This window comes from Oscillospiraceae bacterium (assembly GCA_025757985.1).
GTDB lineage: Bacteria > Bacillota > Clostridia > Oscillospirales > Ruminococcaceae > Gemmiger.
Genome location: CP107210.1, coordinates 2,151,115 through 2,170,110 on the forward strand (window position 1 = coordinate 2,151,115; position 18,996 = coordinate 2,170,110).

General features: G+C 51.9%; 16 protein-coding genes. 4 read left to right on the forward strand and 12 right to left on the reverse strand.

Features of this window, described 5'->3' with window-relative positions; all coding sequences use genetic code 11:
* Positions 1-55: 55 nt before the first annotated feature.
* The 3 genes from OGM67_10460 to OGM67_10470 form a co-directional block, all read right to left on the reverse strand.
* The gene (locus tag OGM67_10460; protein UYJ34003.1) at positions 56-616 is read right to left on the reverse strand and encodes a hypothetical protein; all 561 of its coding nucleotides are present in this window, start codon (positions 614-616) and stop codon (positions 56-58) included.
* Positions 617-774: 158 nt separating this feature from the next.
* The gene (locus tag OGM67_10465; GenBank protein UYJ34004.1) at positions 775-2,409 is read right to left on the reverse strand and encodes a peptidoglycan DD-metalloendopeptidase family protein; all 1,635 of its coding nucleotides are present in this window, start codon (positions 2,407-2,409) and stop codon (positions 775-777) included.
* Positions 2,410-2,411: 2 nt separating this feature from the next.
* Positions 2,412-2,768, reverse strand: coding sequence for a DUF3846 domain-containing protein (locus OGM67_10470; GenBank protein ID UYJ34005.1), 357 nt, complete (start codon positions 2,766-2,768; stop codon positions 2,412-2,414).
* Positions 2,769-3,061: 293 nt separating this feature from the next.
* On the opposite strand from OGM67_10470, the gene OGM67_10475 reads away from it, so the two are divergent.
* Entirely contained in the window at positions 3,062-3,382 is a 321-nt protein-coding gene (locus OGM67_10475; GenBank protein ID UYJ34006.1) for a transposase, read from the forward strand.
* Between the two features lie 70 nt (positions 3,383-3,452).
* Here OGM67_10475 and OGM67_10480 read toward each other — a convergent pair whose 3' ends face one another.
* From OGM67_10480 to OGM67_10505, 6 genes are all read right to left on the reverse strand, one after another.
* Positions 3,453-4,298 (reverse strand): MFS transporter, encoded by an 846-nt coding sequence (locus OGM67_10480; protein ID UYJ34007.1) that lies wholly within the window; start codon positions 4,296-4,298, stop codon positions 3,453-3,455.
* Positions 4,299-4,399: 101 nt separating this feature from the next.
* A complete protein-coding gene (locus OGM67_10485) occupies positions 4,400-5,776 on the reverse strand; it encodes an MFS transporter (protein UYJ34008.1) in 1,377 nt (458 codons plus the stop codon).
* A 303-nt stretch (positions 5,777-6,079) separates the two neighbouring features.
* Entirely contained in the window at positions 6,080-8,875 is a 2,796-nt protein-coding gene (locus OGM67_10490; GenBank protein ID UYJ34009.1) for a glycoside hydrolase family 78 protein, read from the reverse strand.
* Positions 8,876-8,896: 21 nt separating this feature from the next.
* A complete protein-coding gene (locus OGM67_10495; protein ID UYJ34010.1) occupies positions 8,897-9,988 on the reverse strand; it encodes an alpha/beta hydrolase in 1,092 nt (363 codons plus the stop codon).
* Between the two features lie 643 nt (positions 9,989-10,631).
* The gene (locus tag OGM67_10500) at positions 10,632-11,438 is read right to left on the reverse strand and encodes an SGNH/GDSL hydrolase family protein (GenBank protein ID UYJ34011.1); all 807 of its coding nucleotides are present in this window, start codon (positions 11,436-11,438) and stop codon (positions 10,632-10,634) included.
* An 88-nt stretch (positions 11,439-11,526) separates the two neighbouring features.
* A complete protein-coding gene (locus tag OGM67_10505; GenBank protein ID UYJ34012.1) occupies positions 11,527-13,782 on the reverse strand; it encodes a glycoside hydrolase family 3 C-terminal domain-containing protein in 2,256 nt (751 codons plus the stop codon).
* A gap of 137 nt (positions 13,783-13,919) precedes the next feature.
* On the opposite strand from OGM67_10505, the gene OGM67_10510 reads away from it, so the two are divergent.
* From OGM67_10510 to OGM67_10520, 3 genes are all read left to right on the forward strand, one after another.
* Positions 13,920-14,705 carry an AraC family transcriptional regulator gene (locus tag OGM67_10510; GenBank protein ID UYJ34013.1) on the forward strand — a complete coding sequence of 262 codons (786 nt, stop codon included), beginning with the start codon at positions 13,920-13,922 and terminating at the stop codon, positions 14,703-14,705.
* A gap of 100 nt (positions 14,706-14,805) precedes the next feature.
* Complete coding sequence (locus OGM67_10515; protein ID UYJ34014.1) at positions 14,806-15,327, forward strand: helix-turn-helix domain-containing protein; 522 nt, start codon at positions 14,806-14,808, stop codon at positions 15,325-15,327.
* Between the two features lie 372 nt (positions 15,328-15,699).
* Complete coding sequence (locus OGM67_10520) at positions 15,700-15,864, forward strand: hypothetical protein (protein UYJ34015.1); 165 nt, start codon at positions 15,700-15,702, stop codon at positions 15,862-15,864.
* Positions 15,865-16,070: 206 nt separating this feature from the next.
* Here the strand turns inward: OGM67_10520 and OGM67_10525 are convergent, their stop codons facing one another.
* The 3 genes from OGM67_10525 to OGM67_10535 all read right to left on the reverse strand — a co-directional run bounded on the left by OGM67_10525 (position 16,071) and on the right by OGM67_10535 (position 18,816).
* On the reverse strand, positions 16,071-16,694 hold the full coding sequence (locus OGM67_10525; protein ID UYJ34016.1) for a helix-turn-helix domain-containing protein: 624 nt from the start codon (positions 16,692-16,694) through the stop codon (positions 16,071-16,073).
* 517 nt (positions 16,695-17,211) lie between these two features.
* Positions 17,212-18,393 (reverse strand): site-specific integrase, encoded by a 1,182-nt coding sequence (locus OGM67_10530; GenBank protein ID UYJ34017.1) that lies wholly within the window; start codon positions 18,391-18,393, stop codon positions 17,212-17,214.
* A gap of 78 nt (positions 18,394-18,471) precedes the next feature.
* Positions 18,472-18,816 (reverse strand): helix-turn-helix domain-containing protein, encoded by a 345-nt coding sequence (locus OGM67_10535; protein ID UYJ34018.1) that lies wholly within the window; start codon positions 18,814-18,816, stop codon positions 18,472-18,474.
* Positions 18,817-18,996: the final 180 nt, after the last annotated feature.

Sequence of the window (18,996 nt, forward strand, 5' to 3'; positions counted from 1 at the left end):
TTATATTAACGAATGAATACCGAATTTTGAAAAAAGTTTTTTCAGACGCGGTGTTTCAGATATGCAGCAGGTCGGGAAAGCGTAAAATATGGTCGATATGCGCAATCGCCCCGGTTAATGTATCAAAGCGCCCCTCGCACGGATCGGGCACTTCAGTTAAGGAGGTGGGATCTGCCGTAAGACCGTTTTCCTCCAGCCACGCATCAAACGCCTTGCGTATCGCTGCGGCATTGGCGCGCTTTTCCTCGTTGGTGGCACACTCATCAAGGTAGATGATGGCGTCATATTTGGTGGTTGCCGTGTTGTGGGTGATTTCTGCGAAGGTGAACCTGTTTATATAGATATGGAACAAGAGTTCTACGCCCAACTTGTGTAGCTCGGTTTCCGCCCGCTGGCGCTCGGAAATTTGCGTTCTTTTGCCCAATGCAGCGCGTAGCTTCCGGAACAACTCGTCCCCGTCCGCAGGGTACAATGCAGTACCCTTGGTGTCCTCGATTTCCTCAAAGCAGTATGCCTGCTGCGAGGGCGACAGCATCCCCTGTTCAGCCAGCTGCATGGCATCGAGAAGATCCTTCCGATAGGATTGTGATAACGACATTGCGAATTTCTTTTCCATAAAAGACCACTCCTTGTTTTTAATTGGTGAATCTAGTATGAATTGTAGTTCTTATTTGTGTCGAAATTGCTCGAAGTAACAGATATAAGGTAAATAGTTCATACAACAATCATCAAGATTCTTGCTTCAGCTGCTTATAAACTGCCAGTATCTCACCATTACTGTCCGAACACTAACTCCAAGGGGTTCATTCTCACGCCATTTTGCATAACCTCAAAATGCAGATGATTCCCAGTACTGTCGCCGGTATTGCCTACATAACCTATAACCTGCCCTGCCGTTACCGCTTCCCCTGCGGTAACGGCAGTTTGCGTCATGTGGGCGTACCGCGTGGACAAGCCTGCGCCGTTATCCAGCAACACCTGATTGCCGTAGCTGTCGTTCCAGCCGCTGATTAGCACCGTGCCGCTGTGGGCAGCCAAGATGGGTGTTCCCTCCGGTGCAGGAATATCTGTGCCGCGATGCCCGGCATTGCCGAAAGCGTCCACTTCCCCGAAGTGGCAGGATATATAAGTATGTCCCGGCAGCGGCCAGCACAGCGCGCCATCGGCAACGGCAATCCCACCGCACAGGGCAAGCAGACTGGGGCGCATTTCCTCGGAAAGCAGCTGGTGCAAAATGTCCCGCTGGTCTTGCGTAAAGCGGTACAAATCTGCCAGCGCGTCCACCGATTTGCTGCTGACCGTGATGTGCAGAACGTACTCCGTGACCGGCTCCGGGTCGGGTTCGTCTTCGGTCGGTTCCGGCGTGGCGGTTATTTCCTCCACCTCGGCGCTTATTTCGTGCATCGCCCAAAAGGTGTCCTGAATCAACCGCTTCTTGCTTTCGTCAATGACGACCACATCGCCGTCATTGTTCAGGTTGTTCTGTACAGCAAAGACGGCCAGCACTTCGGGCCAGTAGCTCGCCCAAGTGTGACCGTCCTCGTAGTCGTATTCCATCGTGGTTTCGCTGCATTCCGGATGCGCCGACACAATGTCGTTGATCGCTGTGCCAAAGTCTGTATTGGTTTCGGCAACGATTTCGGCAATGCGGATGCTGTTCGGGTCGCCAGATTCATCGGCAAACAAAATGCCCATCGGTGAGCCGATGACCGCCGCGGCCGCGCCTATGACCATCGCCAGCAACAGCACCACGCCGCCCGCGCCAAGCAGCGCCATCAGCGAACCGGCTGCACGCCGTATCGTGCGCGTCAGTATCGCTTTCAGCCGCAGCCACGCAGCTTGTAGCAACGTGCGAACTCTGCCCAGCGCGGCTTGCTTGATGCCTCCACCGGAAAAGACAGGAACTGTGTCGGGCAGTCTGACGCCGCTGCCAAGCACCGTGCCGCCCGCCTGCTTTTGCAGATGGCGACGCACCGTTTCGCGCGTGAGGTGTTGGCGTTTCAGTGTCTGCATTTTGTCACGGTAGGAATCGGGCGTTTTGATTTCCCGCTTATCCAGCGCCTTTTGCCGAAAGCGCTGGCGCTTGAAGGTTTCTCTCTTGTCAGCGGATTGCCCCAAGGGGGTATTTTCTGTTTCAGCGGGCTGGGCAACGTGTGTGGTTGGCACACGCTGGCGCTTTTCCTGCAAAATCCGAAATTGACGGTAGCTGATTCGTCCTGTGTCCAGCACCTTGCTTTGCAAGTTCTCTGCCGCGTGTGCAGCTTTTTCGGAAACAACCGTCTGGGCGTATTCTTCCGGCGTCTGCTGCTCGGTATCTGCTGCCGATTCCGCCTGCCGCACTGTCTGCTTTCGCTTGGCTTCAGCTTTTTGCAATGCCGCGCGTATCAGCCGCTTGCTCTTATACTCCATAGTCAACGCTCCCCACGATTGGCGGCGCTGCGCTCCTGCATCAGGCGTCTGTACTGGTCAGGGGTGCATTTCATCGGCATAATGCCAATGGGGGTCGGCAAGAACAGCTCCGGGTCACGAAACAGCTTTTCGTAGTGTCGGAGCTGCTTGTCGGTCAGGCTGCAAAATTCCTCCCCGGAAAAACCGCAGATGAAGAAATTGCCCGCGATAACATCGTAGTCCTCAATGCAACGGTTCAGCGGCAGACCGTCCACCTTGCCCGAATCGTTGCAGATAAGCGCCACATCGTCCTTTGACCATGGGTATACGGCTTGCATATCCCCACCGACAAGCTGCTGAAGAGTGCGCAGCTTATTCATAGCGAACCGTTTTTCCGGATGCTTGCCCGGCTGAACATACAGAATACGGATTTTGTTCTCGTTTATCAGGTAGAAAACTCCTTTTTGATAAAAAAATACCGCTGTATCGGGTGATACAGCGGGGGTGACAAAGAATTTGGGGAATTGTACCGTAATCTCCTATGATATATATCAAAATGCTCATTTTTGAATAGTTGTATTCACTGATAATGCGCTGACAATTGATATAGTCCCCTTAGAGTAGACATCTAAAAAAGCAAAAATTTTCAAGTCTACACTAAGGGGGCTTTATTATGTCAAGAAGAAGGAACAAGTACTACGACAGGAAGCTAAAGCTGCAAGCAGTGCAGGATTATTTTGGAGGCGGTGGCAGTTTACGGACTATTTGCAAAAAACACGGGATCAAAGACAAAAAGCAGCTGCGGAACCGGATAAAGTGGTATAATGGTCATAAAGAAATCAAGGAGAGGCGAGCAGCCGGAACGGAGATTTATATGACCAAGGGCAGAAAGACAACAGAAAAGGTCCGCACGAACTCCCGTTTTTCCTCTGCGCTGGCATTTTTGAGCAGCATTATGCTTCATTGCTCTGTGGTTGCTGCGTTGCTTCCGTAATAAATCCCGGCATTCCGATGCCGATTGGATTTTCTGGTGGATGGCGTGTAAGAAAAAGTGTTTGGGGTTGTCATTTTGTGGAGACACCCTGTTCAATCGCCAGAGTTATTTCATCGACTTCTTTTTTTCCAAGAGGGTACAAGGTCCCAAAAACCAGCCCGGCAGCAGCGCACAGAATCAGCGGAAGCATGATGGAACAGAAGATGATGCCGCCTTCGACGCTCTGCGGTTGTTGCGCTGCTCCTCCAATAAATCCTGTTGCCGCCAACATATATCCAGGGATTGCCCCCGCAACGCCTTGGGCGGCTTTGGAGACAAAAGAGGACAGGGATGCGACGGCGGCTTCGGCTCGTTTGCCGGTTTTATATTGCACATACATCGTGTTGTCGGCCTGAATGCCGTAGGCAAGGGGTCCGATAAAACCCCCACCGATCCCGGCGAAAACAGCGCCCAAATAGATCAGCAGCAGAGACCGGACATCTATAAACCGGATCAGTGACCCACCTACGGCAACGATGATCCCCGCGAGAAAAACGTTTTTCTTTCCGACTTTGTTTGCCAAAACAGGTGCCACAGCCATGCCGAGCAGAGTAATCACAAGGGAAACAACCGAAACACCTGACATCAGTTTAAGATCCTTCATAATATAAGTGTAGAAAAAGGTGCCGGTGCCACTGCTAAGGGAGGTGCCGACCGTGGATAGCAGAATCGTGAGGAAGTGCGTCCAGACTGGCTTGAAGCGAAGGAACTGAAACAATTCCCGCAGGCTATACCGTTCGTCGTCGGTGCCTTTGGGCGTTATCCATTCATGTGTTGCAGCTTGCCTCCAAAGTTTAGCAAAACAAATGATTTTATGCTGTTCTCCCGTACAAACGAGAAACAGCCGATCAGATCGTCCAACGGGATCATGCGGCAAAATCCCCCCCAAAAAATCCGGGATTCTGATACCGATTGGATTTTTGGGAGGGATGCAGGAAAAAGTGCTTCTCAGCCGCAAGTGATTGACGTAGAGATGACTTAGTACCGATTGATCATCTGTGCTTCCGCTTCCTCGCGGGTGATCTCACCATTGTTGCACTTGGACATGAGCTGAACATCATGGTCGTTGAGTTTGTACAGGTGCAGGATGAGCAGCGTGCAGATTCCCCCAATGATGCTGCCAAGGCAGCTGAAGGTCCACAATTTATCGGCAAATCCTGCCGCCTGAATGACGCCCTCACCTTCTTTGAAACCGATCAGAGTCAGGGCAAAAACGCTGGCGGCGGTTGCGATCGCACCGTTCAGTTTGGTAAAGAACGTCTGCGCCGCAAAAGTAACGCCACGCATTTTCAGTCCGGTTTTGTACTGCCCGTACTCATAACAATCGGGGGTGAATTGGTATTGCAGGATCGCGGCGATGCCCAGCGGAAATCCACCCAGTGCGTTTAGGATCACATAGACCATCATGTTCTCATATCCGGCTATGTAGCGAACGATGCCCAAAATCAAAGCAAACATATAGGAGAAATAGAAAATTTTGAATTTGTCATATTTCTTGCATAGTTGTACAGCAATCGCCGCACCGATCAGTGTCGGAACGATCACCGCCATCGAGACAAAGGAAGCAATTTCTTCGCCGCCGAGGCAATACCGGGCAATGTATAACCCCCAGGTGGCACCAACATTGAGCAGACTGCTGATAAGAGGAGCAGCAAAGAAAATCAACAGGTATTTATTGGAACGCAGGCATTCGACCATATCGCGCAGCGTATAGTTTTCCTCGGCTCCTCCATCCCGTGCTTTTTCTCTTTCGATCACGCGCTCTTTTGCAAACAGACACATCGGGATCATCATGGCAGCGGACAAAATGGACAACACGATCACAGTCGTAGCCCAGCCGCCCAAACTCTGCCGGACCAGTGGCAAAAGGATGCCGGTCACAATGCCGGCAAAAATTGCAAAAATTCTTCCGATGCTGTTCAGGGACACGCGCTCTTTCTGGTCAAGCGTCATTGTAGTGACAATGCCAAAAATCGGCACATCGCAAAGCGTATAGGCCGTATCCCACAGCATATAGGCAAGGGTCGCCCAGATGAGCTTGGCCACCAACGGGATGCCCGTAGGGATCACGAAAAGAAGAATGGTAGAGACCGGGATCGCGATGACAGAAATTCGGAGCCAGGGGAGAAATTTTCCTTTCTTAAAATGCACCTTATCCATGATCATGCCGAAGATGGGATCGTTGATGGCATCCCATACTTTTGTGATCAGTGCCACGACCGCAACCAAAGCCGCCGTGATGCCGACATCCGTGAAATAAGTGGTCATGTATCCAATCAGGCCGTAGAATACGTTCTGGCCCATAAAATACATACCGTAGCTGAATTTTTCCTTTTTGGTAACAGCGTTTTCCATTATGTTATCCTTCCTTTCCGTGTGTTGGAAAATGGGGCGTTCCATCGCGGTGCCGCCCGCTGATCTGACGTTTTGCCCGGAATTACTGCTTTACATCGCAATCAAACGTATAGGGACCACTTCCGATCTTGTACGAACTTCCGTCTGGCAGGTTTACCACTGCCGTAGTGTTGCAGGGGATATCCACTTCTATATCTTCATGGTCTGTATTGACTGTTTGCTTTAAGTCTTGTAAGCTCCATAATGGTCTCCTGCGCTTGTAGAAATTAGCGTTCCTTCGTCGGGAACGTGTTCCTGAAACGTTCAAAATTCTTCCAGCAATACGTTGAGACGTTGTGCTTGCTCCGCGCTCACCCCGCCCGCGAAAGCTTCTGCGGCCTGCCGCAGCGTAAGCCCATACGCAAGATCCGGGATCATATCCACCTCCATCATATTGGAAAGGAACGCCCTGATCGCCGGCTCAGCCAACAAGTCTTCCAGCGTGGAGTCTACGCTGTAGCTTTTTTTCAAGGGGCTTGCGGCCTTGTAGGTGACCGTATATTGCCCGGCCTTTACGCAGCAGATCCCGTTTTCCACCGTTTCAAACAAAGGGTTATCCGTATCGTGGTATACGGAGTCTGGCGCATACGGAAGGATCACCTGCGCCTTTGCACCGAACGGAACGGTGATGGTGACTGTGATTTGGTCGCCGTTTTCGATCTGCCACCCACAGCGATAGCACCCGCTGGCCGAATCGTAAACCGCGCTTGCCGAGCCCAACTTGTGATCCACCTTGGGGCTGATGCGCATCATCTTGCCGCCCGGGCCTTGCTCCGTCACATCGATCCCGGCTACATGGCGGAAGATCCACTCCAATACAGCGCCATAGGAATAATGATTCAGGCTGTTCATCCCGGTGCTGGAAATGCGACCGTTTTCATCCAGCGAGTTCCAGCGCTCCCACACCGTTGTGGCCCCCAACTTTACTTCGTGGAGCCAGCCCGGGTACTCCTCGTTCAGGAGCAGCCGATAAGCCAAATCCGTCATGCCATGCTCGGTCAGGACGTTACACAGCAGCGGGGTCCCCACAAAGCCGGTGTTCAGCTTATTTTTGTTGTCCCGAAGGAGTTTTCGGAGCATCTGCTCCGTCAGACGTTCATTGTCCGACAAATGGTATTTCAGTGCAAGGACGAGCCCTGTCTGCGTTTTCACGGCACATCTGCCGGTAGCGGTAAAATATTCTTCCTTCACCACCTGCCACTGGCGGTCGGCGATGGCCTGGTAGTTCTGTCTTGTTTCTTCCAGACCGAGAACTGCGGCCGCTTTGGCAACGATCTGGGCACTTGCCGCATAGTAGATGTCAGCGATGTAGGCTTCGTCCGTCGCCCCGTAAACGCTGTTTGCAACGGCCCCGGCACGGTCAAGCGCCAGCCAGTCTCCGTAATGAAAAACCTGTCTCCATCCATGGTGATTGCCGTCGATCTTGCGGATATAATCGACCCATGCTTTCATGCTCTCGATCTGGTTTTCAAGGATCGTTTTGTCACCGCTGAACAAATATACATTCCACGGAATGATACACGCAGCATCGCCCCATGCGCAGGAACACTTGCTCGGTCCGAATGTGGGGACGACCTCGGGGACCATACCGCCAGCCAAGAGCTGTTCCTGATACAGATCGTATAAATATTTCCGATAGAAGGCAAACGAATCGGCCAGATAGCTTGCCGTTGCGGAAAAGACCTGCGTATCGCCGGTCCAGCCCATTCGCTCATCGCGTTGCGGGCAATCGGTTGGCACATCGAGAAAGTTTCCCCTCATGCCCCATTCTACATTAGAGATCAGTTGATTTACCAGCGCATTGCCCGTTTTCACGTTGCCGATGCTCTCGTAATCGCTGTGCAGCACGATGGCTGTAAAATCCTCGCATGACAGGTTGGAAACACCGCTGACCTTTACATAACGGTAGCCGTAGTATGTAAAATGGGGAACAATGGTTTTTTCTTTTCCATCTGAGACATAGATATATTCCGAAAGTGCCGTTCTCAGGTTTTCGTTATAGAAACACCCATCTTGAAGCACCTCGCCGGTTTGAATGCGAATCGTTGTCCCCGCCGGTTCCCGCACACGCAGTTGGAAAATTCCTGTGATTTCCTGCCCCAAATCGAATACTTCTTCACCGCGCGGCGTATGGATCAACGCCACCGGCTTCCGCAGCATTTGTGCCTTGACCGGGATAGACAGCCGTTCCATAAGCCGCCCCTTCGGTGCCTGTGCGATCCGTGCGCAGCATTCCGGGGTAGGCGGCAAGGTATCATCCCGCCGTTCGCCGTCATAAATGTTGGAGAACCACAGGTTGCTTCGTTTTACCGACCAAGTCTCATCGGTGCCGACCACCTCGTTTGTGCCATCTTGGTACGCAATGTGAATCTCCGCGATCAGCTTCCATTCACTTCCATAGTATTCTTTCCGCTCAGGATCGCTGAATCCGAACCGCCCTTTGTACCAGCCGTTTCCCAGCAGGATCGACAGCATACCACCTTCTGATACCTGCTCCGTAACATCATAAGTCTGGTACTGAATCCACTGTGCATAATTGTTACAGTACGGCGTTAAATACTCGTCGCCGATTTTGCTCGATACTTTGCTGGTTTCCCCCAGAAAATATGCTTCGTACAATCCCAGACCGCAAATATACAGCCTTGCGCGTGCAACTGCCCGGGTCGGGCTGATCCGCTTGGAAAAAATCGGATGACGTTGCTGGCTGCTGTCACAGGTGATCCACTGGGCTGTCCATGGCTCCTCCATTTTGGCGGTCTCAAAAAACTGCACGTCGGACTCGATCGTTTCTGCGGCATCCGTTGCCACAAGGACTTTCCAGTAATATCTTGTGCAGGGTTGTGGATCAAATTCTACCCTTGCGGCGCGGCTGTCAAGTGCGGCCTCTCCCGTATCGAAGCAAAGCGTGGTAAAGGTCGGCTCTTTGCTGATCATGATCCTTGCGTGGCGCTGTTCCTGCCCTTTGCACCCTTTTACCTTCCACGAAAACACCAGCGGCTTCAGAGCATAGCCTACAGGGTTTGTGATGTGATTGGTTTTTGCAGCATAAATCTCGCCCATACGGTTTTCCTCGCTTCTCTGTTATCTGTGCGCTTCCCAAAAGACAACTGCTTCCTGAAGCCAGTTTTTCACTTTGGTTTCTGACCCAATGCCAAAGCCATGCCCCAGACCGTCAATGATTTTGACGCTCACATTTTCTCTGCCCAGTGTTTTTTCCAACGCCGGAAGCTGTGCTTCTACGTTGGCAAAGCCGAACTCATCCTGACGCCCTGCGATGGAAAACACGGCCAAACCTTGATCCTCCGGGAGTGCTTTGATATTCCAATCCAGTCCGTACATAGGAAAAATTGCCTTCGGCCTTGGCAGGTGATGATTGTGGCAGCAATCGGCATAGCTTGCAAAAGAATAGGCTGTCGTCATAAGTCCCCCGGCCGAGAACCCGAAGATGGCATAATCATCCATACAGATCGCAAGTTCCTTTTGATGGTTCGTCAGATAACGGATCGCCTGTGTCAGTTCCTTAGCAGCTGCCTGCCCCTGCTTCAACGGCTCTGTTTCGCCCAGTTGCTTGCCGATCGGATAGCTGAGGACAAAGACGGAATATCCCATTTTATGCAGTTCCATCGCGATGGGGTATCCCTCGCAATCCGTCACATTAGAAATGAAACCGCCCCCGGGAACCACAATGGCAAATGGCTTGCCCGGCTGCCCGTAGTAAAACATTCCCGTCAGATGGCTTCGATCGGGATGGTCCTTCATGGCTTCCTGCGGGTACAGGCCGGACACCAATTTGGCTTGTCCCTTCTCCACAAGGCCCGTCAGATAATTGAACGCATCCAGCGCGGTGTCGGTCTGTTCCGCACGGCCCTGTGCCTGCATGAAATCCTTGTACTTTGCAGGGGCAATGGCTTTTAGCGCGTTATCCTCCAGATTGAAGAACATATGATAAAAGCCGCCAAAGATTGGATGCTGCATAAAAAAACCGACCTTGTCCTCCTTGGTTGCCGGTCGGAAGTGGCCGCTTCCATCATAATAACAGCTTTCCTTTATCTTGGGGAAGCCGCATAAGCCGAAAAGTGCCGGCAGAAACACCGCCTTTTTTTGATACACATACCAAATCGCGCCTGCCACACAGAACAAAAGAGCGGCCAATGCCCCACAAACGATTTTCATACCCGTTTCGTCCTCCCTTTTACGAATATCTTACGGGAAATCTGCTTTACCCCAACGGAAACCAAAGAGCGTGCCGTCCATGGTCAGTCATCGGTTTTGATGCCGACTTTTTTACGCTGTTGGGTTGGTTCTCGCCATTATTATAGCACGCTCCACGTGCTGCCACCACACGGAAACAACTAATCCTGTATGATTTCAACGGCTTTCTCCGCAGTTCCGGGAAAGCGGAGTACATCCCGCAAGGGAACACCAACGGCTTGTATCCGGGTAGGCGTGGAACTGCGCCGCACGATCGGGAGAGGAACGTCCATTTCATATAGATTTCGTCTATAACGTATAGAGCCTGCCTATCTCAAACTGTATAATAAAGTAAGGGAACGAAACGGAGACGACCATCATATAAAGTCGCTTCCCGCCCCAAACAGCAAGGACGTTTACAGGAGGTTGCTTATGAACAAACAATTCGAGCCCTTGTTTACTCCGTACGATGCGTGGCTCTGGGCGCACCCGCCGGTGTATGCCATAGCAAACGGTGGTCTTGGTGCGATCCGCGCCAAGACCACCGTTTTTATAGTTTCAAAATGCAACAGGAGGCACCCATTTCGGGTGCCTCCTGTTGTGTCAAGAAGGAAAACGCGGCCCTTTATTGGCCCAGATAATCGTACAGGTACGCCTCCATCTTGGGGGTCCACCAGTTCAGGTAGCCAGCCTGCGTGGGATGGATGCCGTCGAACATATAGAGCTTGTAATCTTCCTCAGAAACTTGATTCATCTCGGCATCATTCCACAGGTCGATGACCCCGATCTCATACTTTTCCTGCAACTTCAGCAGCTGCTCCACCATCTTGCCGTAGGCGGGGCTGTCGTACTGGGTGCCCGTATAGAACACCACCGGGCAATGCCATGTGGTGTCGGCATATACGATGATGTATTCGAGCGCGCCAAGGACGGTTTTGGTGTCAAAGTCCTCCAAATTGCGGGAACTGCTGATTTCCCCCAGCGGGATCGCGTTGCTTGCATCGTTGGTGGAAAGCTGGCAGATGAACGCATCAAACTGTGCGTTGGGGTCGATATTGTGCAGCATCCGCTGGATGTAGGAGGTCTTGTCGTTGTCGGCCAATGTGGTGCCGCCGACAGCCTCTTTGACATAGGTGCAGTTGTTGCGAACGGCAATGTACTCCGCAAAGGAGGTTTCCAGCGAGGTAGCCCCCAAGGTCACCGAGGACCCCAAAAAGCACAGGTTCATACCGCTCAACGGGCTGTTCTCCACCGGCGCCACGTTTTCGGGGCGGTAGATCTCGGCGTTGCCGGGCAAGCCTTTGAGGTACATCGTGTTCAGGAAGCGGAACGGCCCATGGCCCAAAAGACCTTGCAGAGCACCATAAGCCAGCGCTAATAGCAGAACCAGGATCAGAGCAATGATCAAAAGGACTTTTCCTACTTTTTTCATACAAACTATCTTCTTTCTTCACTTGAGTTTCCGGATGTCCCGCGCCGTGTAACAGGGGATCACGAGAGAACTTCAGATACAAAGCCCTTTACTGCGCCAGCAGCAGGTTCATCTGCTGGATCAGCAGCTCGACCTGATCACCGGGGATCACGCTGACCAGAGATTTCAGCGGCATTTCCATGATCATCTTTTTCATCATGTTCATCGACCCTTCATCCAACCCGTCGGTACCGGCGCTTTGCGCAAGCGGGGCCAACAACTGCATGATGGTCGGCGCGGTCTTGGGGCAGGTCAGCAACTCGCCTAGTGTGGTGGTCAGTGTTACGACAAAGGGGAGTTGTTTTTCGGTGGTAAAGGACAACTCGGCCGTCAGGCGGATGTCGTCGCTGGCGCGACCCACCATGACCTCATACACACCGCTGGGGGCAAACCAGTCGTGCAGGCGTTCCTCATAGTAGCTCAAGTCGCGTGCCGCCAGCGTCAGGGTCACCGTCTTGCACTCGCCCGGTTCCAGCAGTACCTTGGCAAAGCCGCGCAGCTCTTTGCTGGGACGCTCCGGTGTGCCGTTTTTGTCGCGGATGTAAAGCTGGACGACCTCGCGCCCGGCCACCTTGCCGGTGTTGGTCACATCCACACTGACGGTGACAGTCTGGCCATCCTGCAATGCGGGCGCGGAAAGCTGCAAATTGCTGTAAGCGAACTCGGTGTAGGACAAGCCGTGACCGAACGCAAAGCGGACAGGGACCTGCTTGGTATCGTAGTAGCGGTAGCCGACAAAGACATCCTCGCCATAGGCAACACGCTCGTCATTGCCCGGAAAGTGCAAATAGCTGGGGTTGTCCTGCAAACGGAGCGGGAAGGTCTCAGCCAGATGTCCGCTGGGGTTGGTCTCGCCGTACAGCAGTTGGTCGGCGGCCTCACCGACGCCCTCGCCGCCGAGATACAGTTCCAGAATGGCCGAGACGCGGTCGGCCCACGGCAGCTCGACCGCGCTGCCGTTGTGCAGGACCACGACCACATGGGGCTGGACCTTTGCGATCTCGTCGATCAGGCGATTCTGGCAGGCAGGCAGCTCCATCGAAGTGCGGTCATACCCTTCAGACTCAAACGATTCGGGCAAACCGGCAAAGACAACGGCGACATCGGCGTTTTGTGCCGCCTGAATGGCCTCGGCCAACTCTGCGTCGGTCATCTCGTCCCGCATCGCCGAGAAGCCCTTGGCGTAGCAGACGTTGCGGCCCTTTTGCTGCGCAACCTCCCACGCGGAGGTCACGCGGCTGGGATGGATGTGGCTGGAGCCGCCGCCCTGATAGCGCGGTGCCGCGGCAAACTCGCCGATGTAGGCGATCTTCTGATCCGTGCCCAACGGCAAAACACCCTGATTGGTCAGCAGTACCGCGCACTGCGTCTCGACGGCAACGGCCTCGGCGTGGTCTTTGGCGCGGTCGAACACGGTGTCGGGGCGGCGGGCATCCACATAGGAGAACATGACCTTCAGGATGCGCTCCACCGCACGGTCCAGTACCGCCTCGTCCAGCGAGCCGTTCTGCACAGCCGCGACGATCTTGGCATCGTTGTAACCGTTGGAGGAAGGCATCTCCAGGTCAAGACCCGCTTCCAAGCCTTTCACACGGTCATTGGCGGCACCCCAGTCACTGACGACGTACCCCTCAAAGCCCCATTGGTCCCGCAGGATGTCGGTGAGCAGCATCTTGTTTTCGGAAGCATACACGCCGTTGATCTTGTTGTAGCTGCACATCACCGTTTTGGGCTGGGCGGTCTTGACGGCTTCCTCAAAGGCGGGCAGGTAGATCTCATGCAGCGCACGCTCCGAGAGGTCCGAGGAGATGGTCAGGCGGCGGGTCTCCTGATTGTTGGCGGCAAAGTGCTTGATGGAGGTCCCCACGCCCCGGCTTTGTACGCCGCGAATGTACGCAGCGGACAGCTTACCGGCCAGATACGGGTCCTCAGAAATGTACTCGAAATTGCGGCCGCACAGCGGGCTGCGCTTGATGTTGACGGCGGGTCCCAACAGGATGCTGACATCCTCGGCCTGGCACTCGTCGCCCAAAACCTGACCCATGTGCTCCAAAAGGTCGGGGTCAAAGCTGGAACCGGTGGCGCACCCGGCCGGGAAGCAGACAGCCTCGACGCTGTCGTTCAGGCCGAGGTGGTCCGCTTCACCTGCCTGCTTGCGCAGACCGTGCGGGCCGTCGGTCACCATCACGGCCGGGATGCCCAGCCGCTCGATCCCCTGCGTGTGCCAGAAATCCGAGCCGGAGCAAAGGCTGGCTTTTTCTTCCAATGTCATTTGGCCGATCAATGCTTTCAAATCGCGCTTCATATTCTATTCTCCTTGTCTGTTATTTGGCAACGGCATTGTACCGCGCATTCCTTACTTGCTATTTTACACAGCAAGACGTATAATGACTATATGGTATAAACTATCTCAACACGATTTCAACGAAAAGGTGATTTTTTATGCGGCCCGGTATCTTTGAGGAAAAATCCAACAACCACTTGAAGGAAGTCACGGTCAAGATTCGTGAGCGTTATCGGGCGAGCACCTACGCACAGTTGGAGGAAACGGCAAGTGGAGACTCGAATCGCGTCAAGGAAAAACGCTTTCTGTCGTTCATCGCACTGGGCAACGCCGTGCTGGCCGATGAGTTTCTGGCTCGTGCTTACAACAAGCAGGAATCGTTTCGCTTTGGGGTGATGAGCACCTCGTCGATCCAGCAGGCGCGATACGCCACCGTGGCTTCGGTCACGCTGTTTTGCCGCACGGCCATCGACAACGGCTTGCCGGAGAATCTCGCCTACAGCATCAGCGATTCCTATTTGCTGCACTTAGACGAGACCGAAAGCATTGAGGAGATCCGGTTCTTATCCCTCAGCGCGTTCCGGGAATACTGCCAGGTCATGCAGGACTGGCGGCTGCAATCCTGCCGCAAGGAGATCAAGCAGTGCTGCGAGTATATCCTGATGCACATCCACGAGCCCATCAGCCTGACGGAACTGGCCGAGCTGGTCAATCTTTCTCCCAATCATCTGTCCGCACTGTTTCTTAAGGAAACCAGCTTTCGCCCCACCGAGTACATCCGCGCACAAAAACTGAACTACGCCCGCTATATTTTGGACAACTATTCTCCGACCATCGCCACGCTGGCCAATCTGTTGGCGTTCCCCAGCCCGAGCGCCTTCGCCCGGCAGTTCAAGCAGCAGTACGGCCTGACCCCTACGGAGTATCAGCGACGAAAAGAATGAACAACGTCCCGGCAGTTCAAAGGATGAACTGATATAGTTCCCTTAGAGTAGACATCTAAAGAAGCAAAAATTTTCAAGTCTACACTAAGGGGGCTTTATTATGTCAAGAAGAAGGAACAAGTACTACGACAGGAAACTAAAGCTGCAAGCAGTGCAAGATTATCTTGGAGGCGGTGGCAGTTTACGGACTATTTGCAAAAAACACGGGATTAAAGACAAAAAGCAGCTGCGGAACTGGATAAAGTGGTATAATGGTCATAAAGAAATCAAGGAGAGGCGAGCAGCCGGAACGGAGATTTATATGACCAAGGGCAGAAAGACAACAGAAAAGGAACGCGCGGAGATCGTAGCGTTTTGTATTGAACATGGCAAGAACTATCCGCTGACGATAAAGACTTATGGCGTATCGTATCAACAGATTTACGCATGGGTACGAAAGTACGAAGAAAAAGGCGTTGCAGGTCTGGTGGATGGCAGAGGCAGGAACAAGCCGGAGAGTGAAATGACCGAAGTCGAGAAACTTCGTGTGCAAAACAAGCTGCTTCAAGCACAGATCAAAGACAAGGAGATGGAGATTGCTCTGTTAAAAAAATTGAAAGAATTGGAGAGGTGGGATGTCTGAGCGGAGTAAGGCAAGAGAAGAAGCATCTTGCAGTCCGCAGTGTACATGAGGAGAAGCACTATTCGGTCAACCGATTATGCGATATTCTTAATCTTAATCGATCTTCCTATTACAAGTGGTTACGGCGAAAGGAAAGCCAAGTCGAAACAGAGAACAGACGAATCATCGAATGGGTCAAGGAATTGTATGAAGAGCAGAATGGAATCCTTGGCTATCGGCAAATGACGATAACCATTAACCGTGACAAAAATACTCAATACAATGTCAAGCGGATTCGCCGGCTGATGAGATACCTTCGCTTAAAAGTCTGTTTGCCGCAGAAAACGGGCAAGCTATATTCCGTCCACACCGGAAACAACAGCAGAAAACATTTTGAATCGTGAATTTTACGCAGACAGACCCAATGAAAAGTGGCTGACCGATGTCACAGCGTTTAAGTACTATGACGGTCCCGTGATAAAGAAGCTGTATCTGAGCGCTTTTCTTGATTTGTATGACCGCAGGATCGTTGCATATAAGCCTGTTGTATTTGGCTAGCTAATTTACCAGACAGTGTCTGGCAAATTGAGTTCTGCGTAAAAGCTGAATATGCCTTGGGAGATTTGTCTAACTAGATTTTGGGGCTTGCATATCTCAGATATCCAATTTTCCAGTCAGTGACTGGAAAATTGAAATGGGAACCATATCAGACCGATGGAAGCAGTCTTAAAGTGTTAGCGTTCACATGAGGTCGAATAGTCATCTTATCGGGCTTTGCGTGAACCACCGATTTCCTTGATGGCGGCATAGTGTTTTCCACATTTTCGGCTGATTTCGTTGAAAAAATCGGATGTCACAAATTCCAGCAGCCATACTTTGGGAATCATGTACTTGGGTGTCTGTAAGATGGTTTTCAGCAAGCCCTTGCTGCACCATTTCAGAATGGTGTGGCGTTGGTAGCCTGTGACCTCGCAGACTTGCGCAACGGTCAGTACATCCGGGTAATTTGCCAGTTGCTGCTCGTACCATTCCTTGGCCAGCAGCCGTTCTTCACCCTTATAGTTCAGCTTGCGCTCTAACGATGCGGCAGGTTTCTTGTGCTTGGGGTAGTTGTAATACCACCCGCTGGGCGGAGTGTAGCGCATCGGGTCGGACTCTCGGCGGTAGAGATACTCGGCAACATCTTTCTTGGCGATTTTATAGCAGCGTGTTTTCTTTCCGTTGTTTTTGCAGGGAACAAGTCCGCTTTGCAGGAGATAAAGCGAGGTTCGTGTTCCGATATGGCATACGATGCGGAAATCGTTGCGGCTCATCGGGTCCGGATAGGGCGTTAGGACTTCTTCAATCTTTTCTGCCAGCGGGTCTTTGCTTATAGTTTCTTTCTTCATTTCGGGTTCTCCTTGTTTCTAAAGTGGAACCCTAAAAACCACTTACTCATTTTTTTGTTTCTTGCATTTTTTCTCATTCGTGTCCGCAAATCTGCACCATTATCCAGCTTTTTGGGCAGGGCTTATCTTGCATCTTATCTTGCATCTTATCTTGCATTTTTCCCAAAAAGTCGCCATTTTTGCCCCAAAACGAGCAATTTTGCTTATTTTCGTACCTACATTGTTTTTTGGTTTCCGGGCAGTATTTCCGCTACAAGCATCGTCCAAAATCAGCGGACAAACCAGCCTGTATCAGCCTTGGTTATCACCACAATGCCTTTTCAAAGATTAACTCGAAATGCGATAGGGCGTTTGTAGCGCCGCCAGAGTTCAAATCTCTGATACTCCGCCAATCAACGGTACAACGTGCTTTTTAAGCACGTTGTACCGTTTTTTTATGCAAAAAACGGAATTTTTGAGTTTGACAATTTCATAACAGGAGAGAAAACGCCCTGTTTTGGAGAGAAATCACACTTTTTTAAGTGTCATTTCCCGGATTTGAACCCATTCCAAGCCCGTTCAGCATCGCTTCTGCCGAAGAAACCTTGGAAGCGTAGTCCAAATGCGAATAAATATTCGCGGTGGTAGAGAAATCGCTGTGTCCCAGCCACTCCTGAATCATCTTCATCGGGACACCGTTTGCCAAAAGCAAACTGGCGCAAGAATGGCGCAAATCGTGAAAACGGATGCGCCGCAGATGATAATTTTGCAAGATAATCTGGAACGAATTGGAGAGATAATCCGGCTTGAGCAGATTGCCCATTGCGTCTACGCAGATGTAGTCTGCGTATTTTTTGTTGTAGCACCTACCGCACAGCTTGCGGTTTTCTTTCTGTTCCTCCTGCAAGGCCAGCAGCCGTTCCCGGAAAACCGGTACAAGCGGCAAGGTGCGCTTGCTGGATTTGGTTTTTGTGCCATTGGATTCTACAAGCACTTCTTTTCCGTCCAGCCGAACCGTTGTGACCGTGTGGCAGATTTCAATGGTGTTCTGCTCAAAGTCCACAGCAGCCCATTTCAGCCCTACAACCTCACTGCGGCGCAGACCATAAAAGGCAGTCAACATAACTGCCACCTCAATTTTACTGCCGCGCACAGCGTCGAACAGTGCGTTCATTTCATCCTTGCTGTAGAAGTTCCCAGTAAATTCGTTTTTCTTCGGGCGGTCCACCTTGTCGGCAGGGTTCACATCGATCAGGTCTGTTTTCACTGCGTATTTCAAGGCGCGGTGGATAACCGCATGATAGTGAATGACCGTATTGGGCTTCACACGCTCCAACTGTTCCTGATAAAATGCTTGGATATGAACCGCTTTCAGGTCGCCCAGCGTAACGCCGAGATTTCTAAAGTAAGGAATGATCCTGCTGTTCGACAGTTCTTTGTAGCTTGCGTAGGTTGTCAGCTTGACGGTTGACTTTGCGATTTCCAGCCATTGCACCAGATAATCCGCAAACAGCATGGCTTTGCTGGGCGGACCGTTGGGGTCAACGGGTGGCTCAAAGTCGTCTTGCAGCTCACGCATCATCGCCTCGGCGCGCCGCTTGTTGCCCTTGATGGGCAAGCCCGTGGATTGCCATTTGGTTTTGCGTTTGCCGTCATAAGTTTTGTAGGTCAGTACCACATAGTAGATACCATTTTTTTCTTGCAGATGCCCTGCGACCATAAAAAAATACCTCCTTTGGTTTGGGTCGCCCCCGATCTGCTGTTGACAAGAACAGCATAACGCATCGGCGCAAAACAATCAACACTGTCGATTCTCTGCTCGACAGTGTTGACCGCAAATTTGAAGGTAGGTAAACAGGTGGGCTTTGGGGATGCGATATGAGCGCCCGATTTTCATCGCCGGGATTTTGCCTTCGTGCAGCAGCTTGTACCCCGTTTTGGTGCTGATTCGCAGGGCATCGCACATCTGTTCGATGTTCATTACATCGGGGTACTTGCGCAGCATGACACGGTAGGCATCGCGCTGGTTAAATCCTTTGTTGCTGATACAGAACACCTCTTTTCCTTGAATTTGCGGATTTAATTCCACAAGCATAGCGGCCACTTGTTGAAAACACAAGTGGCCGCCATAATCTGAAATCAAATTGTACGTCCTATTCGACACTACTTCCCGGACATACGAGGGCGAACCACCGGCCCGGCTGCTGGAAACAGCTCCCGCTTCCTGTACCACATTGTTGGCAGTACCGCCGACACCTTGAGAGTATCGCCACGGTGCGTATCATCATTGCTGACCTTTCGCTTGAGGTATGTGTTCCACGCC